The following is a 22,243-nucleotide window of genomic DNA, read 5'->3' on the forward strand; positions in this document are numbered from 1 at the left end:
GATCTGAGTGGCCTTTTTATATCAGAAGTTCTGATACACATCTCTTCTAAAGCTCTACCTCAACATCCGACTGAATCGAGCTTGAACATGCCAGTACATAACCTTGCTCTACCTCCTCTGTTGTCAGAGTTTCTTGGCTGCTTGATTCCACCGAACCTTTGGTCACTTTGCATTTGCAAGAGCCACAAATACCGCTGCGACACGCGATAATAATTGGCACACCCGCTTGCTCTAGTGAATCAACAAGTGGCGTACCCGCTTCTGCTTCCACTTCTTTGCCAAACGTTGGGATAAATACTTTGACTGCACTGTTCACATTGTCAGCAACTTCAGTTTCAGGCTCTTCTGAATGAGCGTTCTGAGTAGCCGGTGTAAAGCTTTCCTGATAGAAGTTATCCATGTTGAACTCAAGTTCTTTTAGATAGCTTTCTATGTCGTGCATGAAACCAACTGGGCCACACAGATAGACGGTGCGATCTAAAATGTCAGGGCTTAGACTGACCAGCCAATTCTTATCCAATCGACCTTGAGGGGCCGTGGTGCCTTGATTGTCTTTGAGTAATAGCTTCAGATTAAAATTAGAGTAAGTTTCATCAAGTTGGTGTAGCTCTTCAAAATAAATCGTCGCTCGCTTATTACGCGCCATATGGATGAAGTCAATTTCAACGCCGCTATCTTGAGACAGCCAATACTTCACCATCGCCATAACAGGTGTGATGCCGCAACCAGCACTCACTAGCGTCACTTTGTTACTCGCCGTTGGCGTGCAATCAATACAGTTAAAACCACCAGCAGGCTTTAAAACAGCAACCTCATCGCCTTCATCAAGCTCATCGACAATAAAGTTCGACACCAAGCCACCTTCAACACGTTTAACCGTCAGCTTTAGGCGATTATCCTCTGGGCAAGAAGCAACAGAGTAAGCTCGATAATCGGTTTTTGTTGGCATATCTAAGCCCAAAGTGATGAATTGCCCCGGCTTGAAATTGAAGTGCAAGTCTTGTGGGATACTCCCCAACTCAAAGCTGACCGTATCTGGTGTTTCGTGCCATTTCTTTAAGCACACTAAATTGATTGAATCGCTATCCGACCATGCATACATCGTAGGTTTACCTTGCTCTAAAGATTAAAATCGAAAAAGCCCCGCCGTTGTCGCTTTTATAAAACGTTACAACAACGGGGCTTAGGAGTTGGCTTACATTAAGCCGCTAGGATTGTTTTAAGATCTTGCTCTGGCGTTGAGATAGCACGCATGTCGAACTCATCTTGAATAATCTTAAGTAGGTTTTCTGTTAGGAATGCTGGCGCTGTTGGGCCTGTGTAAATGCCTTTCACACCTAGCGCAAACAAAGTAAGCAGAATAACAATCGCTTTTTGCTCAAACCAAGATAGAACCAGCGTTAGTGGTAGTTCGTTAATGCCACAGTCAAACTCTTGAGACAGTGCAAGCGCAAGCTGAATCGCTGAGTACGCATCGTTACATTGACCCACATCTAACAGACGAGGAATGCCATTGATGTCACCAAACTGGTTTTTGTTGAAACGGAACTTACCACACGCCAAAGTTAGGATAACTGAGTCTTCTGGGGCTTGAGCAGTGAAGTCTGTGTAGTAGCTGCGCTCAGATTTGTCACCGTCACAACCGCCCACAAGGAAGAAGTGTTTGATGTTGCCTTCTTTCACTTGTTCAACAACCGCAGGTGCTGCTTCCATCAGTGCATTACGACCAAAGCCGACAGTGATCACTTGCTCGATCTCGTCATGCTTGAAGCCTTCTTGTGCAAGTGCACAATCGATTACTGCACTGAAATCGTCGCCTTCAAGGTGAGCAACACCCGGCCAGCCAACAATGCTACGTGTAAACAGACGGTCAGCATACGCCCCCACATCTGGGTTAAGCAGACAGTTAGACGTCATCACAATCGCACCAGGGAAGTTCGCGAACTCTTTCTGCTGGTTCTGCCAAGCGCTACCGTAGTTACCCGCAAGGTGTGGGTATTTGTGCAGTTCAGGGTAACCGTGTGCAGGTAGCATCTCGCCGTTGGTGTAAACGTTGATGCCCTTGCCTTCCGTTTGTTGAAGGATCTTCTCGAGATCATGCAGGTCATGGCCAGAAACAAGAATACAGTGGCCTGCCTTAGTCTTCACATTCACGATTGTTGGTTGAGGGTGACCAAATGTGTCTGTCTCACCCTTGTCTAGCATTTCCATTACTTTGTAGTTCATCAAGCCGATCTGCATTGATGTATCCAGTAACTGTTTTAGGTCAGTTGGATCGGTACCTAGGAAAGCCATAATCTCATGGTATTCAGCAAAGATAGCATTGTCTGTTTGCCCAAGAACACGAGCGTGCTCCATATACGCAGCTGCACCTTTTAAGCCGTATAGACAAAGAAGACGAAGACCAATCACATCTTCATGTTGAGATTCATGACCACGGTTAACCGCAGCTTGTGGTGCAAGCGCTAAAAGCTCTGAAGAGTCCGTTGGAAGATCGAATTGCGCGGCAGGAGAAAGCGCTGGGATTTCGAAACCGATTAACGTAGCAGCTGCACGAACTTTTTGCTCTAGACGCTGTTTAAATTCTTGAGATTGCTGAGCAAATTCAATGATACGAGCAGGGTCGAAGTTCACGTTAGTGAGTGTCGCGAAGAACGCTTTTGGCGCCCACTCATCGATTTCAGTATCAATAACATCGCAAGTGCGACCTAAGTTTGCCCAAAAAGAAACACCTTTAAGAGAATACACCAACACATCTTGAAGGTCGGATACTTCCGATGTTTTTCCACACATACCTTGTGCGAAAGAACAGCCTTTTACAGTGGGTGTTTGAATAGTTTGTTCACATTGAATACAGAACATATAGGGGCTCCAGTAATTTTTATTAGCTGTAAGTACTTCGCTTACAGTGACTTATTCCAAATCCTATAGAGCATCAAGCGTGTCAACTCTTAATCATTTGATTTTTAAGGAGTTAATCATAACCCGTAGTTTTAGTGCGTGATTATGACTACATTTTACGAGCCAAAGCAAACACACACGTGTCATAGTGACTCTCGACAATTATTTTACGGCGTTCATGTTTCGTTCAGAAAAGGAGCGATAAAGTAACAACATAGAAAAAGAGGAATGAATATGAAAAATATATTAGTTACGATTGTTGCGCTGTTTACTGGCCTTTTGGCGCTATTCACAAGCTTGCTCCTTGCTATTCCTTTGGCTATTGCAGCATTAATCACAGGCAAGCGCATTCAAAATCAAATGAAGAAACAAGGCTTCGCAGCTCATATGAACACTCATCACTCATCAACATCTGATGCTGGTGTTATTGAAGGCGAATACGAAGACCTTTCAAATAGAAAATAGTCTAAGCTTTTGCTTCAAGACAGCAACGATAGAGACTACACCAAACAATGCACAGAAAGACCATTCTAACTCTGCTCGCTAGTACGACTTTAGGTCTCGTTGGATGCTCTAACGAGACCATCACTCCAGCTTACGAAGCTTCGCCAAGCCTACCTGAATATCAGCAAGACAGCTTCGATGCCTATGTGACCGAAACTCAAGACTGGCTATTAAAAAACCGTGTATTCATCACCGAAGACAAGCAGCTAGAGGTTCAACTTAATTCACCTACTGAGTACAAACCCACCTCACCTAATGGTAAAGCAGTTCTGTTGGTCCATGGATTAGGTGACTCGCCGTATTCGTTCAAAGACATTGCAGAACATTTAGCCGACCAAGGTTACTTGGTGAGAACCGTGCTGCTTCCAGGTCACGGCAGCCGAGCAGGTGACTTAATGCGACCGCATCTCGAAGATTGGCAAGGCGTGGTGGCTCATCATACTAAGTTACTTGAGCAAGAGTACGATTCAGTATGGCTAGGCGGTTACTCTACCGGTGCAAACCTTGTGACTTCACAAGCGATGAAGGATTCAAAGATCGCAGGATTACTGTTGTTTTCACCTGCATTTCAACCGAATTCATCGGCCGTGCAATACGCGGGGCTAGCGAGCTATTTTGTGACTTGGGCGGACCAAGATCCTGAAGACAACATACTGCGTTATAACTCACTGCCAATGAACGGAGCATCGGTATACTACGAGACCTCAGAAATCGTTCGTGACGAATTAAAAGAGAAACAATTCGACAAGCCAGTGTTCATTATGATGAGCGAAGGCGACAGTGTGATTGACACTAATTTCGTTCAACAGGCGTTTACTGAATCTATGCCGAACCCGAATAACGTATTGGTATGGCAAGGGGAAACTAAGCTCGATGACCCTCGCGCTGTACAATACAGCATGAAAATCCCAGAGCAACGTATCTCAAACGGTTCTCACATGGGCTTGTTGTTCTCACCAAACAATCCGTATTACGGTATCAATGGTAGTGAGAAAATCTGCTCTAACGGGCAAGAAGAGGGCTTTGAGGAAAAGTGTAATGCGAACAGCGAAGTGTGGTATTCAGCATGGGGATACCGTGAAGAAGGTAAAAATCACGCTCGCCTAACGTATAACCCTTACTTTTCCGACTCAATGGCCAAACTAGATTCAGTGCTAAACTCGGCAGGTTAGCCAGACAAACTCATAAAAACTAAAAAGCTCACTAGCGATTCGCTGTGAGCTTTTTTAATACATCTCTTTTTATTGCGAGTCGGTTGTCTAACGCTATATGGTCCACACCACACGCACAGCAAGCAAAATCAAAACGATACCTGAAAGACGATCAATCAACTGCGCTTTTGAACGGATTCGTTCAACAATGAGAGGGCTAGATAGCACCAATGTGATAAAGGTGTACCATAAGCCATCAACAATCAGCGGAGTCGAGACAATAATCACTTGGTTGGTCAGCTCATTGCCAAGTGCAACAAACTGGCTAAACAGAGCGATAAAAAACAGTGCGATCTTTGGGCTCAAGATAGAGATTAAGAAAGCTTCACGGGCAGACTGCATGTAGCTCATCTGTTCACCAGCTTCTAATTTGGCAGCTACACCACCTTTCGAACGCAGAGCATTGACCCCCAAGTACAACAGATAAGCTGCACCCGCCAAGCTAATACCTTTAAATAACGTTGGAGATTGCTCCAATACCACTGCTAAGCCTACGATGGTTGCAAACGCATAAATACCAATACCCGCAGCGTGTGACCAAGCAGCGATAAGCCCGTTGATACGACCACCAGCTAAGCTGTGTTTAGCGATCATTGCTAAACTTGGCCCCGGAGACATTGCTCCCAATAGGCAAATCGCCAATAAAGAAAACCAAATTGTTACCGTCATCATTCCATTCCTAGTCAAACCATGCGTTCTAGTTGAACGCTCTACCATTGATAGTTAGCATAATTATCACTGGGTATTATTTGAAATCAAAGATAATCATCATGGTTATGATTTTAAGTCATACTGATATTGTAACTCGACTTTTGCATTGCCTCGAACGCCTTTTCTCGAGCCCATTTATGTGCAGAGTCGTTGTCGTACTTCGGGTGCCACATTAACCAATAGGTGTGCATTTCGGTTTCGAATGGCAATGGGAAGTACTTAACCTCCAGGTGCCTACCTAGGTTATAGGCGATGCGTTCCGGTACGATCATCAAATAATCGTCTTGCATTAACACGTTACTTGCCGATGAAAAGAAAGGAACCTTAAATGCCACTCTGCGTTTCAGCCCTTGCTTTTTCAATGCAATATCGGCGTAGCTGTCTTTGTCCCCTCCTCCAGTCACCTTGATATGAGAGTACTGGACAATATCTTCGGAACTTAACGCCTCTTGCTGAGCCAATGGGTGTGATTTGCGCATTAAACACACCGATTTGTCCTCTCCAAGCTTGGTGCTCGAGACATGCTCCGGCTTTTTAGGAAACATGCTGGAAGCCAAGTGGATTCCTGATTCATTGAGTGATTCAAGGTAGTTTGGCTGCCACAAACGGTAGGCCAAATTGATGTTCGGCGCGTCTGCTGATACCTCGGCAACAATCACTGGCAAAATATACTGAGCAACATAGTCACTCGAAGACAATACAAACTCACCCTGCCACTCTTGAGGTTCAAATGGTTTGTCACCTAGCAAGTGGTCAAATTCACCGAGTAGGTCATCGAGTTTCTCTTTAAGCAAAATAGCTCGATTGGTTGGCACCAGCTTATTGCCATCACGCACTAACAAAGGATCACCACATAAATCTCGTAGCTGGCTAATTTGGCGGCTCACCGCGGATTGCGTGATATGCAGACGTTGGGCGGCGCGGCTCACATGACACTCTTCAAGAAGGACATGCAGTGAACGCAGTAGGTTTAAGTTGATATTGCTTAACATGAATGTACCGTCGGACTCAGCTTATTAAAAAACTCGGTCAACACGGTATGAGTCATTAAATGGCGAAGCTCTGGATAGCTTTGCAACTGATCGCGAACTTGATTTAGACGTTCCATACTCTCGACCTCGACGTACAGCATCATATCGGTCTCTCCACTAATTGAGTGGCACCATTGCACACCATCAATACCATGAATTTGGTTCGCGTAAGACTCGCAACTATGGTCACTGCTCGACAGGTCGAACTTCAACGAAATATAAGCGCATACATTCTTAGTTTGGTTGGGCTCATCAACCAAAGCGCAGTAACCTTTGATGACTTTGTCACTTTCCAACTTCTTAATTCTCGCATTCACCGCCGAACGAGAGAGGCTCACTTCTCTCGCAATATCGCTCACTGAGCAACGAGCATTGGTTTTTAGGATATCCAAAATTTGGCGATCAAATTTATCCATGCTTTTGATTCTTCCCATTTATTGTTCTATTTATCACGCCTAATTTGACACAACTCTTGCACTTATAACAGTCGCTGTTTGCGACAGCCGACACTTTGACACTTAATCCACGAAATACCGTTAAAATGGCGGCGGCTTACGACGTTTCGCTAGCTGTATTATTGATGACGACAATGTATGCTTTCATTCACACTCTTTTCCATTTCCAGATCAAAATCGTCACAGGCTAGGAGAGCGAATGACCCAGCTAAAACAAGAAATCACGCTAATGTCCGGCATCGGGCAACTTTCAACGACCTTGCTTGGTACTGGGCTATTTATGATTCCCGCTATCGCTGCAGGTATTGCAGGTCAATTATCACTGTTAGCCTGGTTAATCCTGTTTATCGCTATTTGCCCTATTGCTCTCACTTTCGCCGCACTAGGTAAACGCTACCCGAACGCGGGAGGCACTGCCTATTTTGTTCGCCAAGCGTTTAGTGAACGATTGGAAACGAGTGTTGCTTGGTTATTTGTGAGTGTAGTACCCGTGGGTATTCCAGCGGCTATCGCATTGGCTGGCGGCTTTGCCCAACAGTTATTACCAGCACCGCTCGACACACCACTCGGAGCTCAGTTCTTTACCGTAGCGCTACTGATTGCGGTCAATCTTATGGGCAGCAAATCTTCCGGCCGCCTACAAACCGTGATTGCCTTGTCAATCTTTGCCTTAGTTAGTGCTTTCGTTTGGAAGGCTGAGATCACTGTAACCGATATAGCGATACCGAGCCTATCCTCTGACTCTATGTGGTCTATTGGCGCCGCACTGGCCGTGATGTTTTGGTGCTTTGTCGGGATCGAAGCTTTTGCTCATATGGGGGAAGAATTCAAGAACCCTCAACGTGATTTCCCTATCGCTATCGTTGTTGGTTGTTTCGTTGCTGGCTTAGTGTATTGGGCCTGTTCAGTGGCAATCCTAAAGCTAGGCGCGTATGGCTCAACGGAGTTTGATGCCGCATCAATCCCATGGGTAACTGAACAACTATTTGGTAATGGGTTTAAAGCTGTTATCAGTGTGCTTGGTTTCTTTGCCTGTTTCGCTAGCCTGAACCTATACACACAAAGCTTGTCACGAATGGTCTGGGCTCAGGCTCGTCAGCATCGACCGGATGGCAAAATGGCACAGCTCAATAGCCGCGGAGTGCCGCTCTACCCAACGTTAGCAATCGGCGTTATCGCACTGATTTCATGTGTGATTGGCGATCTGTCCAATCTAGACCTTGAGTTCTTTCTAAAGCTCGCTAACGGTATTTTTGTGCTGGTTTATCTACTCGCAATGCTAGCCGCTTGCCGACTTCTGAAAGGTACTTCTAAATACACTGCGATGCTTTCATTGGTTATCTGCACTATCGTGTTTATCTGTCTAAGTTGGTCAATGCTGTATGCTGTGACGATTTTTGTGACATTGTCACTCCCTTGGCAAAAATGGTTCGGTAAAGCCACCGTTTCTATCGATAAGTTATAAGAACTACAGATACCTTTACTGATAAAAAAGCCGAGCGATCGCTTTGATCTTCGGCTTTATTTCTGCCAAACGAATATTCCCAAAACCCAATAACGCCCCATTCCAAACACGCTCAACACTCGAGCCATATTCGTAAAAAGAAAATGGGCGAATAATAATATTGTCGAGTTCAGCTCTTCGGCTCCATTCATGTTCAGAAATACCACCATCCCATTTGACGGTTACATGCAGTCCCGCCGCTTGGCTTATCACCTCAAGGTCGCCATTAAACTCACTTTCAATGGCATCGATCATCGCTTCGTATTTGAGTTTGTACGAACGACGCATCTTCCTGATATGTCGTAATAAATCACCTTCACGAACAAAATCAGCCAATGCTTCTTGAGTATGGCTTGCGGTGTCTCCACTGAGCGCATCTTTAATCTCGAGACACTTAGCAACCAAGTGTTCTGGAACCACCAAATAACCCAAGCGAAGGCCATTGAACATCACCTTACTTAGTGAGCCGACATAGATAATACGATCATCCAAGCCAAGCTTGCCCGCTAGCCCTTGCATACTGGTATATGGACGGTGAGCGAACTGAAACTCGCTGTCATAGTCATCCTCTATGATCCAAGATTGGTTTTGGTTCGCCCAATCAATCAGCTTAAGGCGCTGCTCAGTATTAAGCGTAGTCCCCATCGGGTATTGGTTACTTGGAGTGACGTACAAAGCCTTGGCTTTACTGGAGAGGACTTTATCGATATCAAGCCCAACCTTTTCTCGCACCGCCACACCGTCTAATTTGAGCTTTAACAGATCAACGATTTTATGGACTTGTCGATACCCAGGTTCTTCCATCAATAGTTCATCCCCCATCATCAACGTTGCCATCAAACCAATGGAAATCGCTTGTTGCGCCCCCGCCGTGATAATAACTCGATCAACGTGACAGCGAACTGAGCGACTGCTCGCGAGATAGCCACTGAGCGCATCTCGTAAAGCCACACTCCCTTGGACGTCTTGGTTGCCTGCAATGTTTTGACGCGTTGAATGTCGCTGCAGTAGCCTTTGCCATTTCGCAAAAGGGAAAGCGTTGAGATCAGGCACTCCGGGGGCAAAGCCACTATTGATATCATGCGTTGTCGCTATGGCTCTAGGTACTACCGAAGCCTGTGCAGCCACCTGACTCGTCTTTTGAACAAGGTTAGGTTGAGACGAGTTCAAGAAATGTTCGGGCTGTTCGACCGACACATAAAAGCCAGATCCCTTACGACTTTCGATATAGCCCTCCGTGACTAACTGCTCATACGCGTAGATCACCGTATTTCGGCTCACCGATAACTCAACAGCCAACTTGCGCGTTGAAGGTAACTTGCTGCCTTTACTCCATAAATCTTGAACGATCTTCTCTCTGATCGCATGGAATAAAGCGGTTTGACGCGTGTCATGTTGCTCACTAAGTTGTAGGTCACCGACATCGATAGGCTGCATAACTGGATCCAAATAGTGTTTAAAAGTGGCTCTATTTAATAGACCAGTTAATCGCTACATTAATCAAAAGGCAATGATTAAGGAGCGATTATGTTATCTAACACGAAAAGAACCACTATTAAGAAAGGGGCTCATAAAGCGGTATTTGAACAAGAGAAACTGCATCAAATCATTGATGAAAGCTTAATCGCACATATTGCTTTGCAGGGCGAACAAGGGCCGATGGTGATACCAATGTTGGCATGGCGAGTGGGTGACATGGTCTACATTCATGGTGCAAAAAACAGTCGCTTGCTTAGAGGGCTTAAAAAGGGTGAACCAACCTGTTTAACATTCACGCTATTTGATGGCTGGGTGTTGGCTCGTTCAGCCTTTCATCACAGCGCACACTACCGTTCAGCGGTTATACTGGGTTCATTTTCAGTCATCGACGACAATCAAGAAAAGGATCGCTTGCTGAATATCTTCATTGAGCAGATAGCCCCTGGTAGAACCGATGAGGTTAGGCTGAGCAATGAAAAAGAGCTCACTGCGACTGAGTTATTGGCGATACCATTAACTGAAGCATCGGTGAAAATTGGTAAGCATGGTGTGAATGACGATCTGGCTGATATGGATATCCCTGTATGGGCTGGGGTACTTCCCTATCGAACCGTTGTGGGCCCACTAGAAACGGTACCCGAGCAAGAGGGGTTCATTGAAAAGCCTGACTACCAACAAGCTTATGGTGAACGTTGGTATCAGAATTAGCACGATAGGGTGGTCAGTAGAGGATAGTTGTATACAATCTGGTTTATCAAAATTTTAACATTAGTAAATAACGTAGCCAGACGATGAAGACGAATAAGGACTTTCAACAACATCAGGGCTTGCTCAATGGTATTGGGCAAGTCTATTTCACCCCTTCTCTCGTGACGTCGGTTCTACTATTGTTTGCGATCTCAATGGAGTCACTTCCGCTGGCTTTACTCACCTTGCTTGGCGCGAGTTGCAGCTACACATTGGCTCGTGGTGTCTATACCTTTAGTCATACCAACAGCAAACCAAATCATCACATAAACAGTGGAATGTATGCGCTAAACGGAGCGCTGATTGCTCTGTTCATCGGAAATTTTTTTGGTGTGACGCCACTATTGGCGGTAGTAACAATATTCGGTGCACTACTCACCGTACCTATCGCTAATATCGTATTCAGATTTAATAAATATCGAGGTTATACCAGCGCGTTTATCCTTATTGCTTGGCTGATTTATGCACTTCAATCGAGCTTGGCGCTTTCGGTCATTTCTCCATCAGACTCTAATCGGATACCGCTGATAAATATTGATGTCGATTTTGGAACTCTGCTACCCACTTTTATTCTGACCATACTTAAAGGGATCAGCCAAGTCAGCTTTATCAACAACGAATGGACAGGGCTGATTATTTTAATTGCTATCGCGCTCCACAGCGTCAAATACGCAGTTTGGATCGTGTTGGCTGCAGTCATCAGCACTCTGTTTAGCGACATGATTGGTGCTGATGACACACTGATTTCTCAAGGGTTGTATGCTTACAACGCCATTTTAGCGACATTGGCACTCGTTCTCTATCCAACAAGAGTTACATGGCAGTTGGTTATCGCGGGTATGCTCTGCAGTTGCCTAATCACCCTTATTTTTCATCGACTAGAACTCATCCCGTTAACGGCGCCTTTCATTCTCAGCACCTGGCTAATGGTTTATTGTTCGGGCAAATTACAAAACCCGAACGTCGACTAGTCATACAGCTATAGATCGCTCCTGAACCTTTCTATGTATTGCTTCGGTGTTAAACCTCGATGTTTCTTAAACATTCGATTAAAACTCGCGACATTGGTATAGCCTAGGCGTTTCGCAACCTCTTCAATGGACAATTTATAACTCAACAACTCCACAGCAACATTGCTTAATGCATAACCCATAATGGTAGAAAAGTTGACACCCAATTTATGCAAGCGCCGTTGAAACTGTTGCTCAGATAACCCCAGTAAACTCGAGACCTTGTACAAGGTCGGCAACCCAAAGTGGCGGCTGTAGTTGATCATCTCATACGTCACTTTATGTTCATCACCGGCATCTGGCATATTGAGGTAATTGTCTAGATCATGAAAATTCATCGCCAAACCCATTTTCCCAACACTCGGTGACTGATTAATCGATAGTCTCGACTTACTTGGAATCCAAACCTCGGTGCGGGGTTGGCCCCATTGAATATTGCAACCGAAGTACTTTTCATAAAGGTCAACGTCCTCACGATACCCTGCGATAGAAACGAACGCTGGTTTGAAATCAGGCCCTAAATATCGCCTAATAATCTTCATCATGAAAATTGCGATACGCACTGAGTCATGAACCTTACCAACTTCAGAATACTCAGGATTATCGTAACACCACTTAATTAAGCTCCCAGCCTGAATTCCATAGAGAAAAGCCCCCGACTGTAAACAGTGCAGTCCAATATTGACTCTACGAATAGTTGAAGCTAAGTCGTGCCCGGAGAAGAACCAGTTAGCAAGTGGCCCTAACCTCTCAATGTCCACCCTATCGGCAAGCTTCAAAATAATGTCGGGATCGTTCGTTTGCTGCTCGAGTAAGCCGTACCATTTATCCACTTCATTGACAGGAATCAGGTTCAAAGCGTTAGCGAAGACTGACTTGGGAATGCCTAAAGAATCCATATCTATGTCGCGGTTAGCCGCCGCATACTGATAAATACCTAAAATTCCTAATGCTCTTAAGAAGTTACAATTGTTCATTCGTGATAAAACCCTGAAATGTAATTACAGATCAAATCATTTACCTGCCATTATTGAAGTAATTGGTAAATTTGCAACCTATAAATCGGATATCTATCACACTCAGCGCTCAATTTAGCTTAGGGTTTATCAATGAGTTTAGTAAGTGTCCCATTTGTCGGAACTGGCGCTGATACAGCGCTACACGTAGTTGCGGGGGTTGTATTGGTCGCAACCATTGCCGCCGCATGTTACGGGTTCTGGCGTGTTCATGAATTACCAATCAATAAAGCTCACAGTAAAGAGCATCAACAACTCGGTTTGATCACAGCACTCACATGGATTGGATTTTTATGGCACTGGGTATGGGTACTCGCCGTGATCTTAGCATTCGTTGATATGGAGAAAGCCATTATCAACCTGAGAGATACATGGAAAGCACCACCAACACCAAAAGATTCAACCACGACTAAAACTAAAGGTGAGGAGAACCAAACATGTTAGAAGGTTTAGCAATTTGGGCGCTGTTCATCTATTTATTGAGACTGATTGGTATGCCTTGGAACAAAGGCACAAAAGCGTTTGCTTACCTTGGAGGTACATCATGGCTGATGTTTGTATGGGTCGGACTGATTAACTTAACGCCAATGGATTTGTCTGGGGGCTCTGTGGTTCAATCGCCACACATTCAATTGCGTCCAGATTCAACCAATGTGTCTGGGAAAACCACGAAGGTACATATTCACCCGAACCAAGACGTGGCTGAAGGGCAATTGATCTACGAGATCGACGACACCAAATATGTGATCGCTCGAGACAAGGCACAGGTTCAGTTAGAGTCAGCAGAGGTCGCTCTAGATACCGCTCGTCAAGAAGTCAGTATCGCAAAAGTCAGCTACCAATCAGCGCTTGAAGACATCAAAGCTTCGATAGCACAAATTGAGTCAGCAAAGACCGACTTAGTTTTGCAGTCTAAGACACTGGATCGTTATCAAAAGCAAAACAGTGTGGCTGAACACACCATTACAGAGTCTGACATCGACCAACAAACCGCAAAGGTGGACTTAGCAACACACAACGTCACTACGCTTGAATCTCAGTTGAGTAAAAAAGAAGTAGATGCGGAAAACGCCAAGTTAAACATCCATAAAGCAGAGACCAACGTTAGTAAGCAAAAAACGGAAGTCGAATCTGCAAAAGCGACACTGGCACAAGCGCAATGGGACTTAAATAGTACCAAAGTAACGGCGCCATCAGATGGCTTTGTTACCAACTTTATTCTTCGTGAAGGGCAACGTGTTTCGATGATGCCTCGTATACAAATGTATACCGAAGAGAAATACGTGTTAATGCGAGTAAACCACCAAGCGATTCGCAACATCAAAGTCGGTCAGCCTGCGGAGTTCGCAACAGCGGTATACCCAGGGAAAATCTTCTCTGCGACAGTAGAAGGAATTGTGGAAGCAACGGGTGAGGCACAAGCCAGCTTATTAGGTATCGATGAACAGGTTCGAGTAACCACAGGTCGAAACCTTCAGAACAAGCACCACTTCGTTCGTTTGAAGATTGATGAAACAGAAGGTTACGACATCCCTGTCGGCTCAGTAGGGCTTGCTTGGGTTAGTGGTGAGAAGCCAATTAGCTTTATGGCCTTCCTGGATGTTATCCGTGGCATCATCATCAGAATGAAGTCTCAGCTATACTTCTTCTACTCTATCTAACCACCTTCATGGATTAGAAACACCAAGCCCGAGTGATCACTGATCACTCGGGCTTTTCGTTTCTTGAATACAAACCAATAAGCTTAACTCAGAAAGAAGAGCCAACAGCTTGCCCCCCTACCATTTATCGTCAAACTAATACCAATTCGCAAAATGCATTCGCATTACGCAAAAACTCAATTTCAAAATGCTAAGAAAGCGCTTAAATACGCACCAAATTGCTATCAAACAGCCGATAATCAAGGTTATTAGAGTTGGCACACTAACTGCAATGTAATCTAGTGACCCTTCTTAAGCCGAGGGTCACCTAGCCAACTGACGTTGTTAGTGAACCTATTCTTGTTCACAAAATATATAAGCCAATCGCGATTATTGCGGTTGGCTATTTTTTTACCTGTCGTTTGGCTAACCAATCCCCCCTCGATACAGACACCCATTCAATCGCATAACAATCAACATTCATAGTCAACCATCACTAGTAGACACCCAATACGCTATAGAAAACGTTTTCTATTAATTTCTACGAAACAAATCATAAAAATTACCGTATGTTTTATATAGAAATTGACAAGAAAACTGATTTTAAGCCGGCTCTATTGACAAAATTAGCATTGACTATGTGATTTATATCACCATAATGCGCACGTTTGCCTGCAATACGGCGACCGTTAATTTTAATTTTGATCATTTGCGGAGGTTAAAAAATGGCTGCTGATAATAACTACAGTCTAGGGCCGGTTCCAACATCGGCTAGGAAAGGAGTTGCTTCACTCACCATGGTAATGCTTGGACTCACTTTCTTCTCTGCAAGTATGTGGACAGGTGGTTCACTCGGGACAGGCCTTTCATTCAACGATTTCTTCCTCGCCGTTCTCATCGGTAACCTAATTCTCGGTATTTACACTTCTTTTCTTGGCTACATCGGCTCATCTACTGGCCTCTCTACTCACCTCCTTGCTCGTTTCTCTTTCGGTACTAAAGGCTCATGGCTTCCTTCTGCTCTACTTGGTGGCACACAAGTCGGTTGGTTTGGCGTAGGTGTAGCGATGTTCGCGATTCCAGTACAAAAAGCGACAGGCATTGATACCAACACCTTAATCATCGTATCTGGTTTGCTAATGACAGGTACTGTGTACTTCGGTATTAAAGCGCTCATGGTGCTGTCAGCGGTCGCCGTTCCCGCTATTGCTATTCTGGGTGGTTACTCAGTACTGACAGCCGTAGACAGTGTTGGTGGTTTAGAGCAGCTACAACTTATCAAGCCAGAAACGCCAATGGACTTCTCAATGGCCTTAGCTATGGTTGTCGGTTCATTTGTTAGTGCAGGTACATTAACGGCTGACTTCGTGCGCTTCGGTAAGAAACCAGCGAGCGCAGTACTGATTACCATGGTCGCGTTTTTCATCGGTAACTCGCTGATGTTCATCTTCGGTGCGGCTGGTGCAGCAGCAACAGGTCAAGCGGACATTTCAGATGTGATGATCGCTCAAGGTCTACTACTGCCTGCGATTATCGTACTAGGTTTAAATATCTGGACGACCAACGAAAACGCGCTTTACGCATCAGGCCTAGGCTTCTCTAACATCACAGGCCGCTCAAGTACTACAATGTCTATCATTAACGGCATTATCGGTACGATTTTCGCGCTGTGGTTATACAACAACTTTGTTGGCTGGTTAACCTTCCTTTCGCTAGCGATTCCACCAATTGGTGGCGTTATCATCGCCGACTTCTTCGCGAACCGTAAACGTTACAAAGATTTTGCAAATGCGGAGTTCCAAACCGTTAACTGGGCTGGCATTATCGCGGTTGCAACAGGCGTAGCAGCAGGTCACTTCCTCCCTGGCGTTGTTCCTTTGAACGCCGTGTTAGGTGGTGCAATCAGTTACCTAGTGCTAAACCCTCTATTGAATAAAAAAGCTCTGAAATCTCAGGCCGCTTAAGGACACACTATGACAACCTTATTAATCAAGAACGCGAAACTTCAAGACCAAGAAGGCTTGAAACAGATTCTGATTGAAAATGGTCAATTTTCTCGCATTCTCGATAATGACGCGCAAATCAATCATCAAGGCGATATCCTTGATGCAGAAGGCGGTATTGCGGTTTCTCCTTTCTGTGAACCGCACATTCACCTTGATACGACTCAAACTGCTGGTGAGCCAAACTGGAACATCTCTGGCACTTTGTTTGAAGGCATTGAGCGTTGGGCTGAGCGTAAAGAGCTGCTGTCGATTGAAGACGTTAAATCTCGTGCTAAGCAAACATTGAAATGGCAAATTGCTAACGGTGTTCAACACGTTCGTACTCACGTAGACGTGTCTGATCCAACGTTAGTCGCGCTAAAAGCGATGGTTGAAGTGCGTGAAGAGATGAAAGAGTGGGTCGATATCCAAATCGTCGCATTCCCTCAAGAAGGCATTCTTTCATACCCTAACGGCAAAGAACTTCTTGAAGAAGCTGTGAAGATCGGTGCTGACGTTATCGGTGCTATCCCACACTTTGAGTTCACTCGTGAATACGGTGTTGAATCGCTGCACTATGTATTTGAACTTGCACGTAAATACGACTGTCTCATCGACGTTCACTGTGACGAAATCGACGACGAACAATCTCGTTTTGTTGAGACACTGGCAGCCCTAGCTCATAAGTTCGAAATGGGCGAAAAGGTAACAGCAAGCCATACGACAGCGATGGGCTCTTACAATGGTGCTTACGCATCTCGCCTATTCCGCCTATTGAAAATGTCTGGCATCAACTTCGTTGCAAACCCGTTAGTGAACATTCACTTACAAGGCCGCTTCGATGACTACCCTAAACGTCGTGGCGTGACTCGCGTTAAAGAGATGCTAGCAGCGAACATCAACGTCTGTTTTGGTCACGATGATGTGTTCGACCCATGGTACCCATTAGGCACTGCAAACATGCTTCAAGTACTCCATATGGGGCTACATGTGACGCAAGTGATGGGCTATGACCAAATCAACAACTCGCTTGATTTAATTAGCAAAAACTCGGCTCGCACGCTGAACATTCAAAACAACTATGGTATCGAAGAAGGTAAGCCTGGTAGCCTACTGATTCTTCCTGCAGAGAATGGCTTTGATGCAGTGCGCCGCCAAGTTCCTGTGCAGTACTCAGTGCGTCACGGCAAAGTGATCGCGGAGACTCAGCCGGCGAAAACAAAAATTAATCTAGATAAGACGGAAGATGTAAGCTTTAAACGCTAATATCGTCTATAATTACTATTGAATAAAAGGAAGCTGAGATGCTTCCTTTTGTTATGTTGGCGAAGAGACAAAACTATCACTAATTCAGTGTGTTTCTTGTTAATTCGTACGGTATGACAAAAAAAACACTGATTTCGCAATCAATGTGTGTACATCTCGAAAGACTGTGTTAACATGCACTCGCTCTGTTAGCCGGAGTTATTTAAGTTAGATGAATAGTAAAAAATTGACATGTAAAATCGTTACCCGTTTTTGTAAGTAGTTTTTCCTTATTTCTTAGCAATATTAAATAATTCAATTATCAGCGCATTGCATTGAATGCAATCAACAATTTAGAAAATTTATGAATAAGGGACAAATTATGTCTAACACAAATACTGGCACTGTAAAATGGTTTAACGAAGAGAAAGGTTTCGGCTTCATTTCTCAAGACAACGGCGGCGCTGACGTATTCGTACACTTCCGTGCTATCGTTTCTGAAGGCTTCAAAACTCTGAAAGAAGGCCAAAAGGTTTCTTTCGAAGTTGAAAACGGTCAAAAAGGCCTACAAGCAGCAAACGTTGTTGCTCAATAATTAGCATTTAGCTAAAAAGAATTTTAAAGCGCTGATTTTTATCGGCGCTTTTTTCTATCTGTCGAAAAATTTCTGCCCCCTCCTACTACTGAGCACTTCCTCTACACCACGCTTAAATCACTCGCTGCTCTAACAAACGCACTAACTTTGGCTCACCCACTTAAAGCGTAATTTCTCCAAATCCTTGCCTAGCTTCAGTACTGACATCTACATCGCTGTTGCAAAGTGAATAACTCAAAATTTGGTTAAAGAACAATCCATTAGATCGCCGTTATAAGTACGCAATCGATATTCATAATAAAAATGAGTAATTTATCCAACCCTCATCCATTAATTATATAATTTTTAAAGCAAAGCTCCTCGAAATCCGCTAACCTTGTCCACAAGTGGCTTTAGTTGGTTTGATATCTGCAGTAAAAATAATGAACAAAGACGAATTTCAGAAATCCACCGCTAATCTAAAGAAAGCGGTGCCTCTTATGATGAAGAATAGGGTGTCGACCACACCTGCAAATTACGCACTTTGGTACACCTATGTCGATAATGCGATCCCGCAACTGACTAAAGATATGGATGGGGTACTGGAACATTATGGTATCTGCCCCCCAGCAGTCGGTGATCAACTTTACAACAACTACGTTGCCAGCAAATCTGAAACCAATATCAATGATCTGCGCGCTAACTTAGAGCTGTTGGTATCTGAAGTATCAAACTCTATGAATGATACGCTAACGGATACTTCGGCTTTCTCGGATATGATCGACAAAAGTTTTGAAGACCTGTCTCGCGTTGAAAATGAAAGCCTATCTATCGACGAAGTGATGTCACTGGTACGTCAGCTTGTTTCTGAGTCTCGAAACATTCGCCACTCGACCCAATTCTTAAATTCTCAACTGAACTCGGCCACTTCTGAAATCTCTAAGCTGAAGAGCCAGCTTGTTGAAGTTCAAAAAGACGCGCTTTTTGACAGCACCACCACACTGTATAACCGTCGCTCTTTCGACCGAGATTTAGAGACACTCTGTGAAGCCAACCAATCTCTATGTTTGATCTTGCTCGACATCGACCACTTTAAGAATTTCAACGACACCTACGGTCACTTGTTTGGTGATATGGTTCTAAAAGGTATTGCTCGCAAACTTAAGCTAAGTTGTCGTGAGGGTATTTCAGCATATCGATTTGGCGGTGAAGAGTTCGCACTTATTGTGCCAAATAAATCCATGCGTATCGCACGTCAACTTGCTGATACTAACCGTCGTTCGTTAGAAAAGCTGTCGATTAAAGATCGTCGCAGTGGTGAACAAGTCGGTAATATTACCGCCTCTTTTGGTGTGGCCGAGCTTGAACCAGGGGAATCCCCTCAATCGCTGATCGAACGCGCCGATAGGCTGCTTTACGAAGCCAAAACACTTGGCCGTAATCGAGTTATGCCTCTATAAGGACCATCATTGGTCCAGGCTATTTAACCGAATTACGCGTGGTTCGCCTTTATTGAAATTAGAAAGCCCCAAAGGCATTACCTTTGGGGCTTTTAGTTTATTATGCCCTTGATTCAGAGCGCTGAAGGCTCGGCTTTAAATTTGGAAACAGTAATTTAGGCAGTAGTCCTCACCACTTTTTGCTCTAAATTCTTTATTTTCACTACACGCCTTTGGTTTACCCTTTTCATCACCTTTAACTAGGCTGATCCAGTGTCGCATCGCAGCAATAGTTTCTTGGTGTAAAGTGGTATTCGTTGATTCAGTTGGAGCTTGACCGAATGTCGTGCACGATTCCAGTTGGATATCATCAATCTCTACCAGTTCAATGCAGCCAGTACCTTTGTGACAACCAAACATCACTTCTAAGTGGCTTCCGCTACCATCACGGAACAAGATTGAATCAGGGTCGCTCTTCTCCCCCATGTAGGCTACAAAGTGCTTAGGGTGTTTTAGGCCGCTATGCTGTCCGTCTTTGAAGTAAGCCATGATATGACGGTAATCGACTACGTAGCTCGTTACGTCTTGGTGAGAGCCATGCTCAAGAGGAAATAGACGGTCAAGCAGTTGCTTTGCTTTCACTTGCTTCTCATTTTGCTGGTTTGCACTGATTGTCTCCACGGCAAAGACAGCTTCAGCGATAAATGGCTTTGATTGTTTTTGGATTTCTGTTTTATCGAATGTAAGCATATTCATAGTCTTTCCCTCTTGACTAGTCCGGTGAAAACCACCGATTTTTAACGCAAAAATGTGTCCTAGAGCAATTATTCCAAACGAACGTTTAATTTATTTATCGTTTTGTGAATTGCTTAGTTTGTAGATTAGCGCTTTTTTACATACAATTTCACAACAAAAATTTTACAATGTGAATTTTACAAATATGGCCTTGTCAAAAAGTTTAGTTCGTCAGTCACATTTCCTAGGTACGAAGATACGTAACCTTAGGAAGCGTAACCATTTAACGATGGAAGATCTGTCTGCGCGTTGTATTAGAATCAACCCAGAGTATGCACCTTCCGTTTCTTACCTCTCTATGATTGAACGTGGAAAGCGAGTCCCAAGCATCGATATGCTCGAAGTGATTGCTCAGGTCTTCCAAAAGAGCCCAACATGGTTTCTTGACGATGAATCAGAACAGCAGGCCATTGCTCCCGACAAAGGTAATCGAGGCGGGATTAGCGGTATGGCTCTGGAGCCCAGCTTCCTTTTCTCTAACGACATCCTGCAAATTGCGATACCTGAGATGTTGTCGCAAACAGGTATCTCTGGGCGCCAATTCGCACATCTATTAATTAGAGCCCACCAAGAGAGCCACCAGAACCACTTCCCTGACCTTGAGCGGGCTGCTGAAGAGGTGGGCCTAAAACGACTCAACCTCAGCATAGAAGACCTAATAGACATCGCTAGAAGCCTCGGAATCAACATCCGCTGGGTAACACGCACACCGCAAGACGTAGTCGATGAGCTCGGTATCAACGCCAAACAGTTGGTAACGTCCTTTTTTGAACCGCCTGGTACCATCTTCTTAAATGAAATCCTCAAAGAATATCCAACGCGTTTAAAATACGACTTGTCGGTTTACATCGGCCATTGCATTTTGCATAGCAAAGAAGGGTTAAAGAGTGTGTTGTCGGTGGGAAATAACAACACATGGGACGACAACCAAGTATCAGGGTCTTCTCAACTCAACTCTCAAGATATTTTGCAAGCGTGGCGAGATTTTGAATCCAGCTTCTTTGCTGGTGCTCTGCTGTGCCCGAAGGTTCCTTTCAGACAATTGCTTGACCGTACCGGTTATGAAATCGATGTCCACCAAAGAGCAGGGGTTTCCCCCTCTGTTGCGATGCGACGAATGACGGTAGTCTCCCCCTACCCTCATTGGCACTACTTTGATGCTTATGGACCGGGGAAACTCAAGGCGGTATACCGCGGGAACGGGATTCCACTGCCTTGGGGGAATATGAGAACGGTGGCCGACCCATGTCAGCATTGGGCTGTGTTCCGTCGATTATCAGAGCCTCGTGCGGGTAGCTCAGCTCAAATCTCCATTTTAAACGTGGGTGACGAGCCAAGAATCTACTGTTGCGAATCCATCAACATGACGGATCCGGCGGGTAACAATCGCGTATTGTGTGCCGGCATAGACCTCAACCCTGCGATTGATGCCCAAGGCGGTAATTCAAGAGAAATAGCAGAGCAGCTAAAAGCTTCATGCGTTGACAATGGCGGCTCTGTAGCGATCCCACGTAACATCAAGAAAGATCTCACGACCATAGCCAAGATTCTAAATATAAATTGGATTGAACGTGGGATAGAAACAGAGGCGAGGCTTATCTGCTCAAGAGGCGGAGAGTGCCCACGCCAACCAAGCTGTTATTCAAAGTGCGGTGAGAGTTAATAGCGAAACCAGTGGGCATGTGTCTTAGCATTCATGCTCTGCTTGTTTTGCTTAGCAAAGCTGAGCTAATTAGGGTTAATGGATAATTCGGTTTGCTTAGTTTTGGAAGAGAGTAAAAAGCAAATCAAAAATAGAACCTCAAATTCAGGCAAAAAAAAACCAATCACAAAAAGGTGATTGGTCATATATTTTGTGTGAACAATAAAGATTCACTAACAACGTCAGTTGGCTAGGTGACCCTCGGCTTAAGAAGGGTCACCGTTACTAATGCAGCATGCGTGCCAACTTTAAAACCCCCTATTTATTACGCATCTGGACACGTATTAGCCGTAA

At 44.6% G+C, this 22,243-nt stretch carries 20 protein-coding genes; 12 read left to right on the top strand and 8 right to left on the bottom strand.

The annotated features are described in order from the left end of the window. Positions 1–46: 46 nt before the first annotated feature. Together OCV52_RS18665 and hcp are read right to left on the bottom strand one after the other, a co-directional pair. The gene (locus OCV52_RS18665) at positions 47–1,102 is read right to left on the bottom strand and encodes a hybrid-cluster NAD(P)-dependent oxidoreductase (protein WP_137407065.1); all 1,056 of its coding nucleotides are present in this window, start codon (positions 1,100–1,102) and stop codon (positions 47–49) included. A 98-nt stretch (positions 1,103–1,200) separates the two neighbouring features. Next, positions 1,201–2,862, bottom strand: a complete 1,662-nt coding sequence (hcp, locus tag OCV52_RS18670; protein ID WP_137407064.1) for a hydroxylamine reductase — start codon at positions 2,860–2,862, stop codon at positions 1,201–1,203. Between the two features lie 273 nt (positions 2,863–3,135). On the opposite strand from hcp, the gene OCV52_RS18675 reads away from it, so the two are divergent. Further along, positions 3,136–3,366, top strand: coding sequence for a hypothetical protein (locus tag OCV52_RS18675; RefSeq protein WP_137407063.1), 231 nt, complete (start codon positions 3,136–3,138; stop codon positions 3,364–3,366). A gap of 47 nt (positions 3,367–3,413) precedes the next feature. Next, positions 3,414–4,577 carry an alpha/beta hydrolase gene (locus tag OCV52_RS18680; RefSeq protein ID WP_137407062.1) on the top strand — a complete coding sequence of 388 codons (1,164 nt, stop codon included), beginning with the start codon at positions 3,414–3,416 and terminating at the stop codon, positions 4,575–4,577. 93 nt (positions 4,578–4,670) lie between these two features. On the opposite strand, the gene OCV52_RS18685 is transcribed toward OCV52_RS18680, so the two are convergent. The 3 genes from OCV52_RS18685 to OCV52_RS18695 form a co-directional block, all read right to left on the bottom strand. Further along, positions 4,671–5,285, bottom strand: a complete 615-nt coding sequence (locus tag OCV52_RS18685; RefSeq protein WP_102424705.1) for a LysE family translocator — start codon at positions 5,283–5,285, stop codon at positions 4,671–4,673. Between the two features lie 113 nt (positions 5,286–5,398). Continuing rightward, a complete protein-coding gene (locus OCV52_RS18690; RefSeq protein ID WP_137407061.1) occupies positions 5,399–6,319 on the bottom strand; it encodes a LysR family transcriptional regulator in 921 nt (306 codons plus the stop codon). Further along, positions 6,313–6,774, bottom strand: a complete 462-nt coding sequence (locus tag OCV52_RS18695; RefSeq protein ID WP_061031344.1) for an Lrp/AsnC family transcriptional regulator — start codon at positions 6,772–6,774, stop codon at positions 6,313–6,315. The genes OCV52_RS18690 and OCV52_RS18695 overlap by 7 nt, the downstream gene beginning before the upstream one ends. Before the next feature lie 238 nt (positions 6,775–7,012). On the opposite strand from OCV52_RS18695, the gene yjeH reads away from it, so the two are divergent. After that, on the top strand, positions 7,013–8,278 hold the full coding sequence (yjeH, locus tag OCV52_RS18700) for an L-methionine/branched-chain amino acid transporter (protein WP_137407060.1): 1,266 nt from the start codon (positions 7,013–7,015) through the stop codon (positions 8,276–8,278). A 15-nt stretch (positions 8,279–8,293) separates the two neighbouring features. Here the strand turns inward: yjeH and pdxR are convergent, their stop codons facing one another. Continuing rightward, positions 8,294–9,754: a MocR-like pyridoxine biosynthesis transcription factor PdxR gene (gene pdxR, locus OCV52_RS18705; RefSeq protein WP_137407059.1), complete on the bottom strand. Its 1,461-nt coding sequence runs from the start codon at positions 9,752–9,754 to the stop codon at positions 8,294–8,296. Between the two features lie 90 nt (positions 9,755–9,844). On the opposite strand from pdxR, the gene OCV52_RS18710 reads away from it, so the two are divergent. Both OCV52_RS18710 and OCV52_RS18715 read left to right on the top strand, forming a co-directional pair. Then, positions 9,845–10,504 (top strand): pyridoxamine 5'-phosphate oxidase family protein, encoded by a 660-nt coding sequence (locus tag OCV52_RS18710; RefSeq protein WP_137407058.1) that lies wholly within the window; start codon positions 9,845–9,847, stop codon positions 10,502–10,504. 83 nt (positions 10,505–10,587) lie between these two features. Beyond that, on the top strand, positions 10,588–11,514 hold the full coding sequence (locus OCV52_RS18715) for an urea transporter (protein WP_137407057.1): 927 nt from the start codon (positions 10,588–10,590) through the stop codon (positions 11,512–11,514). Positions 11,515–11,522: 8 nt separating this feature from the next. On the opposite strand, the gene OCV52_RS18720 is transcribed toward OCV52_RS18715, so the two are convergent. Next, entirely contained in the window at positions 11,523–12,530 is a 1,008-nt protein-coding gene (locus OCV52_RS18720; protein WP_137407056.1) for an AraC family transcriptional regulator, read from the bottom strand. Between the two features lie 132 nt (positions 12,531–12,662). On the opposite strand from OCV52_RS18720, the gene OCV52_RS18725 reads away from it, so the two are divergent. The 6 genes from OCV52_RS18725 (at position 12,663) to OCV52_RS18750 (ending at position 19,473) form a co-directional block, all read left to right on the top strand. After that, a complete protein-coding gene (locus OCV52_RS18725) occupies positions 12,663–13,013 on the top strand; it encodes an MFS transporter (RefSeq protein ID WP_102424698.1) in 351 nt (116 codons plus the stop codon). Next, positions 13,007–14,230: an HlyD family secretion protein gene (locus OCV52_RS18730; RefSeq protein ID WP_137407055.1), complete on the top strand. Its 1,224-nt coding sequence runs from the start codon at positions 13,007–13,009 to the stop codon at positions 14,228–14,230. Before OCV52_RS18725 ends, OCV52_RS18730 begins: the two co-directional genes overlap by 7 nt. Before the next feature lie 704 nt (positions 14,231–14,934). After that, complete coding sequence (gene codB, locus OCV52_RS18735) at positions 14,935–16,173, top strand: cytosine permease (RefSeq protein WP_032498227.1); 1,239 nt, start codon at positions 14,935–14,937, stop codon at positions 16,171–16,173. 9 nt (positions 16,174–16,182) lie between these two features. Then, positions 16,183–17,460: a cytosine deaminase gene (locus tag OCV52_RS18740; RefSeq protein ID WP_008217300.1), complete on the top strand. Its 1,278-nt coding sequence runs from the start codon at positions 16,183–16,185 to the stop codon at positions 17,458–17,460. 361 nt (positions 17,461–17,821) lie between these two features. Continuing rightward, positions 17,822–18,034: a transcription antiterminator/RNA stability regulator CspE gene (gene cspE / locus OCV52_RS18745; protein ID WP_004740083.1), complete on the top strand. Its 213-nt coding sequence runs from the start codon at positions 17,822–17,824 to the stop codon at positions 18,032–18,034. Between the two features lie 422 nt (positions 18,035–18,456). Further along, a complete protein-coding gene (locus tag OCV52_RS18750; RefSeq protein WP_137407054.1) occupies positions 18,457–19,473 on the top strand; it encodes a GGDEF domain-containing protein in 1,017 nt (338 codons plus the stop codon). A 135-nt stretch (positions 19,474–19,608) separates the two neighbouring features. Here OCV52_RS18750 and OCV52_RS18755 read toward each other — a convergent pair whose 3' ends face one another. Next, the gene (locus OCV52_RS18755; protein WP_137407053.1) at positions 19,609–20,208 is read right to left on the bottom strand and encodes an aldolase/citrate lyase/malate synthase family protein; all 600 of its coding nucleotides are present in this window, start codon (positions 20,206–20,208) and stop codon (positions 19,609–19,611) included. A 169-nt stretch (positions 20,209–20,377) separates the two neighbouring features. Between OCV52_RS18755 and OCV52_RS18760 the strand changes: the two genes are divergently transcribed. Then, a complete protein-coding gene (locus OCV52_RS18760) occupies positions 20,378–21,910 on the top strand; it encodes a DUF3612 domain-containing protein (protein ID WP_137407052.1) in 1,533 nt (510 codons plus the stop codon). The last annotated feature ends 333 nt before the right edge of the window (positions 21,911–22,243 follow it).

Source organism: Vibrio chagasii, assembly GCF_024347355.1.
GTDB classification, from domain to species: domain Bacteria; phylum Pseudomonadota; class Gammaproteobacteria; order Enterobacterales; family Vibrionaceae; genus Vibrio; species Vibrio chagasii.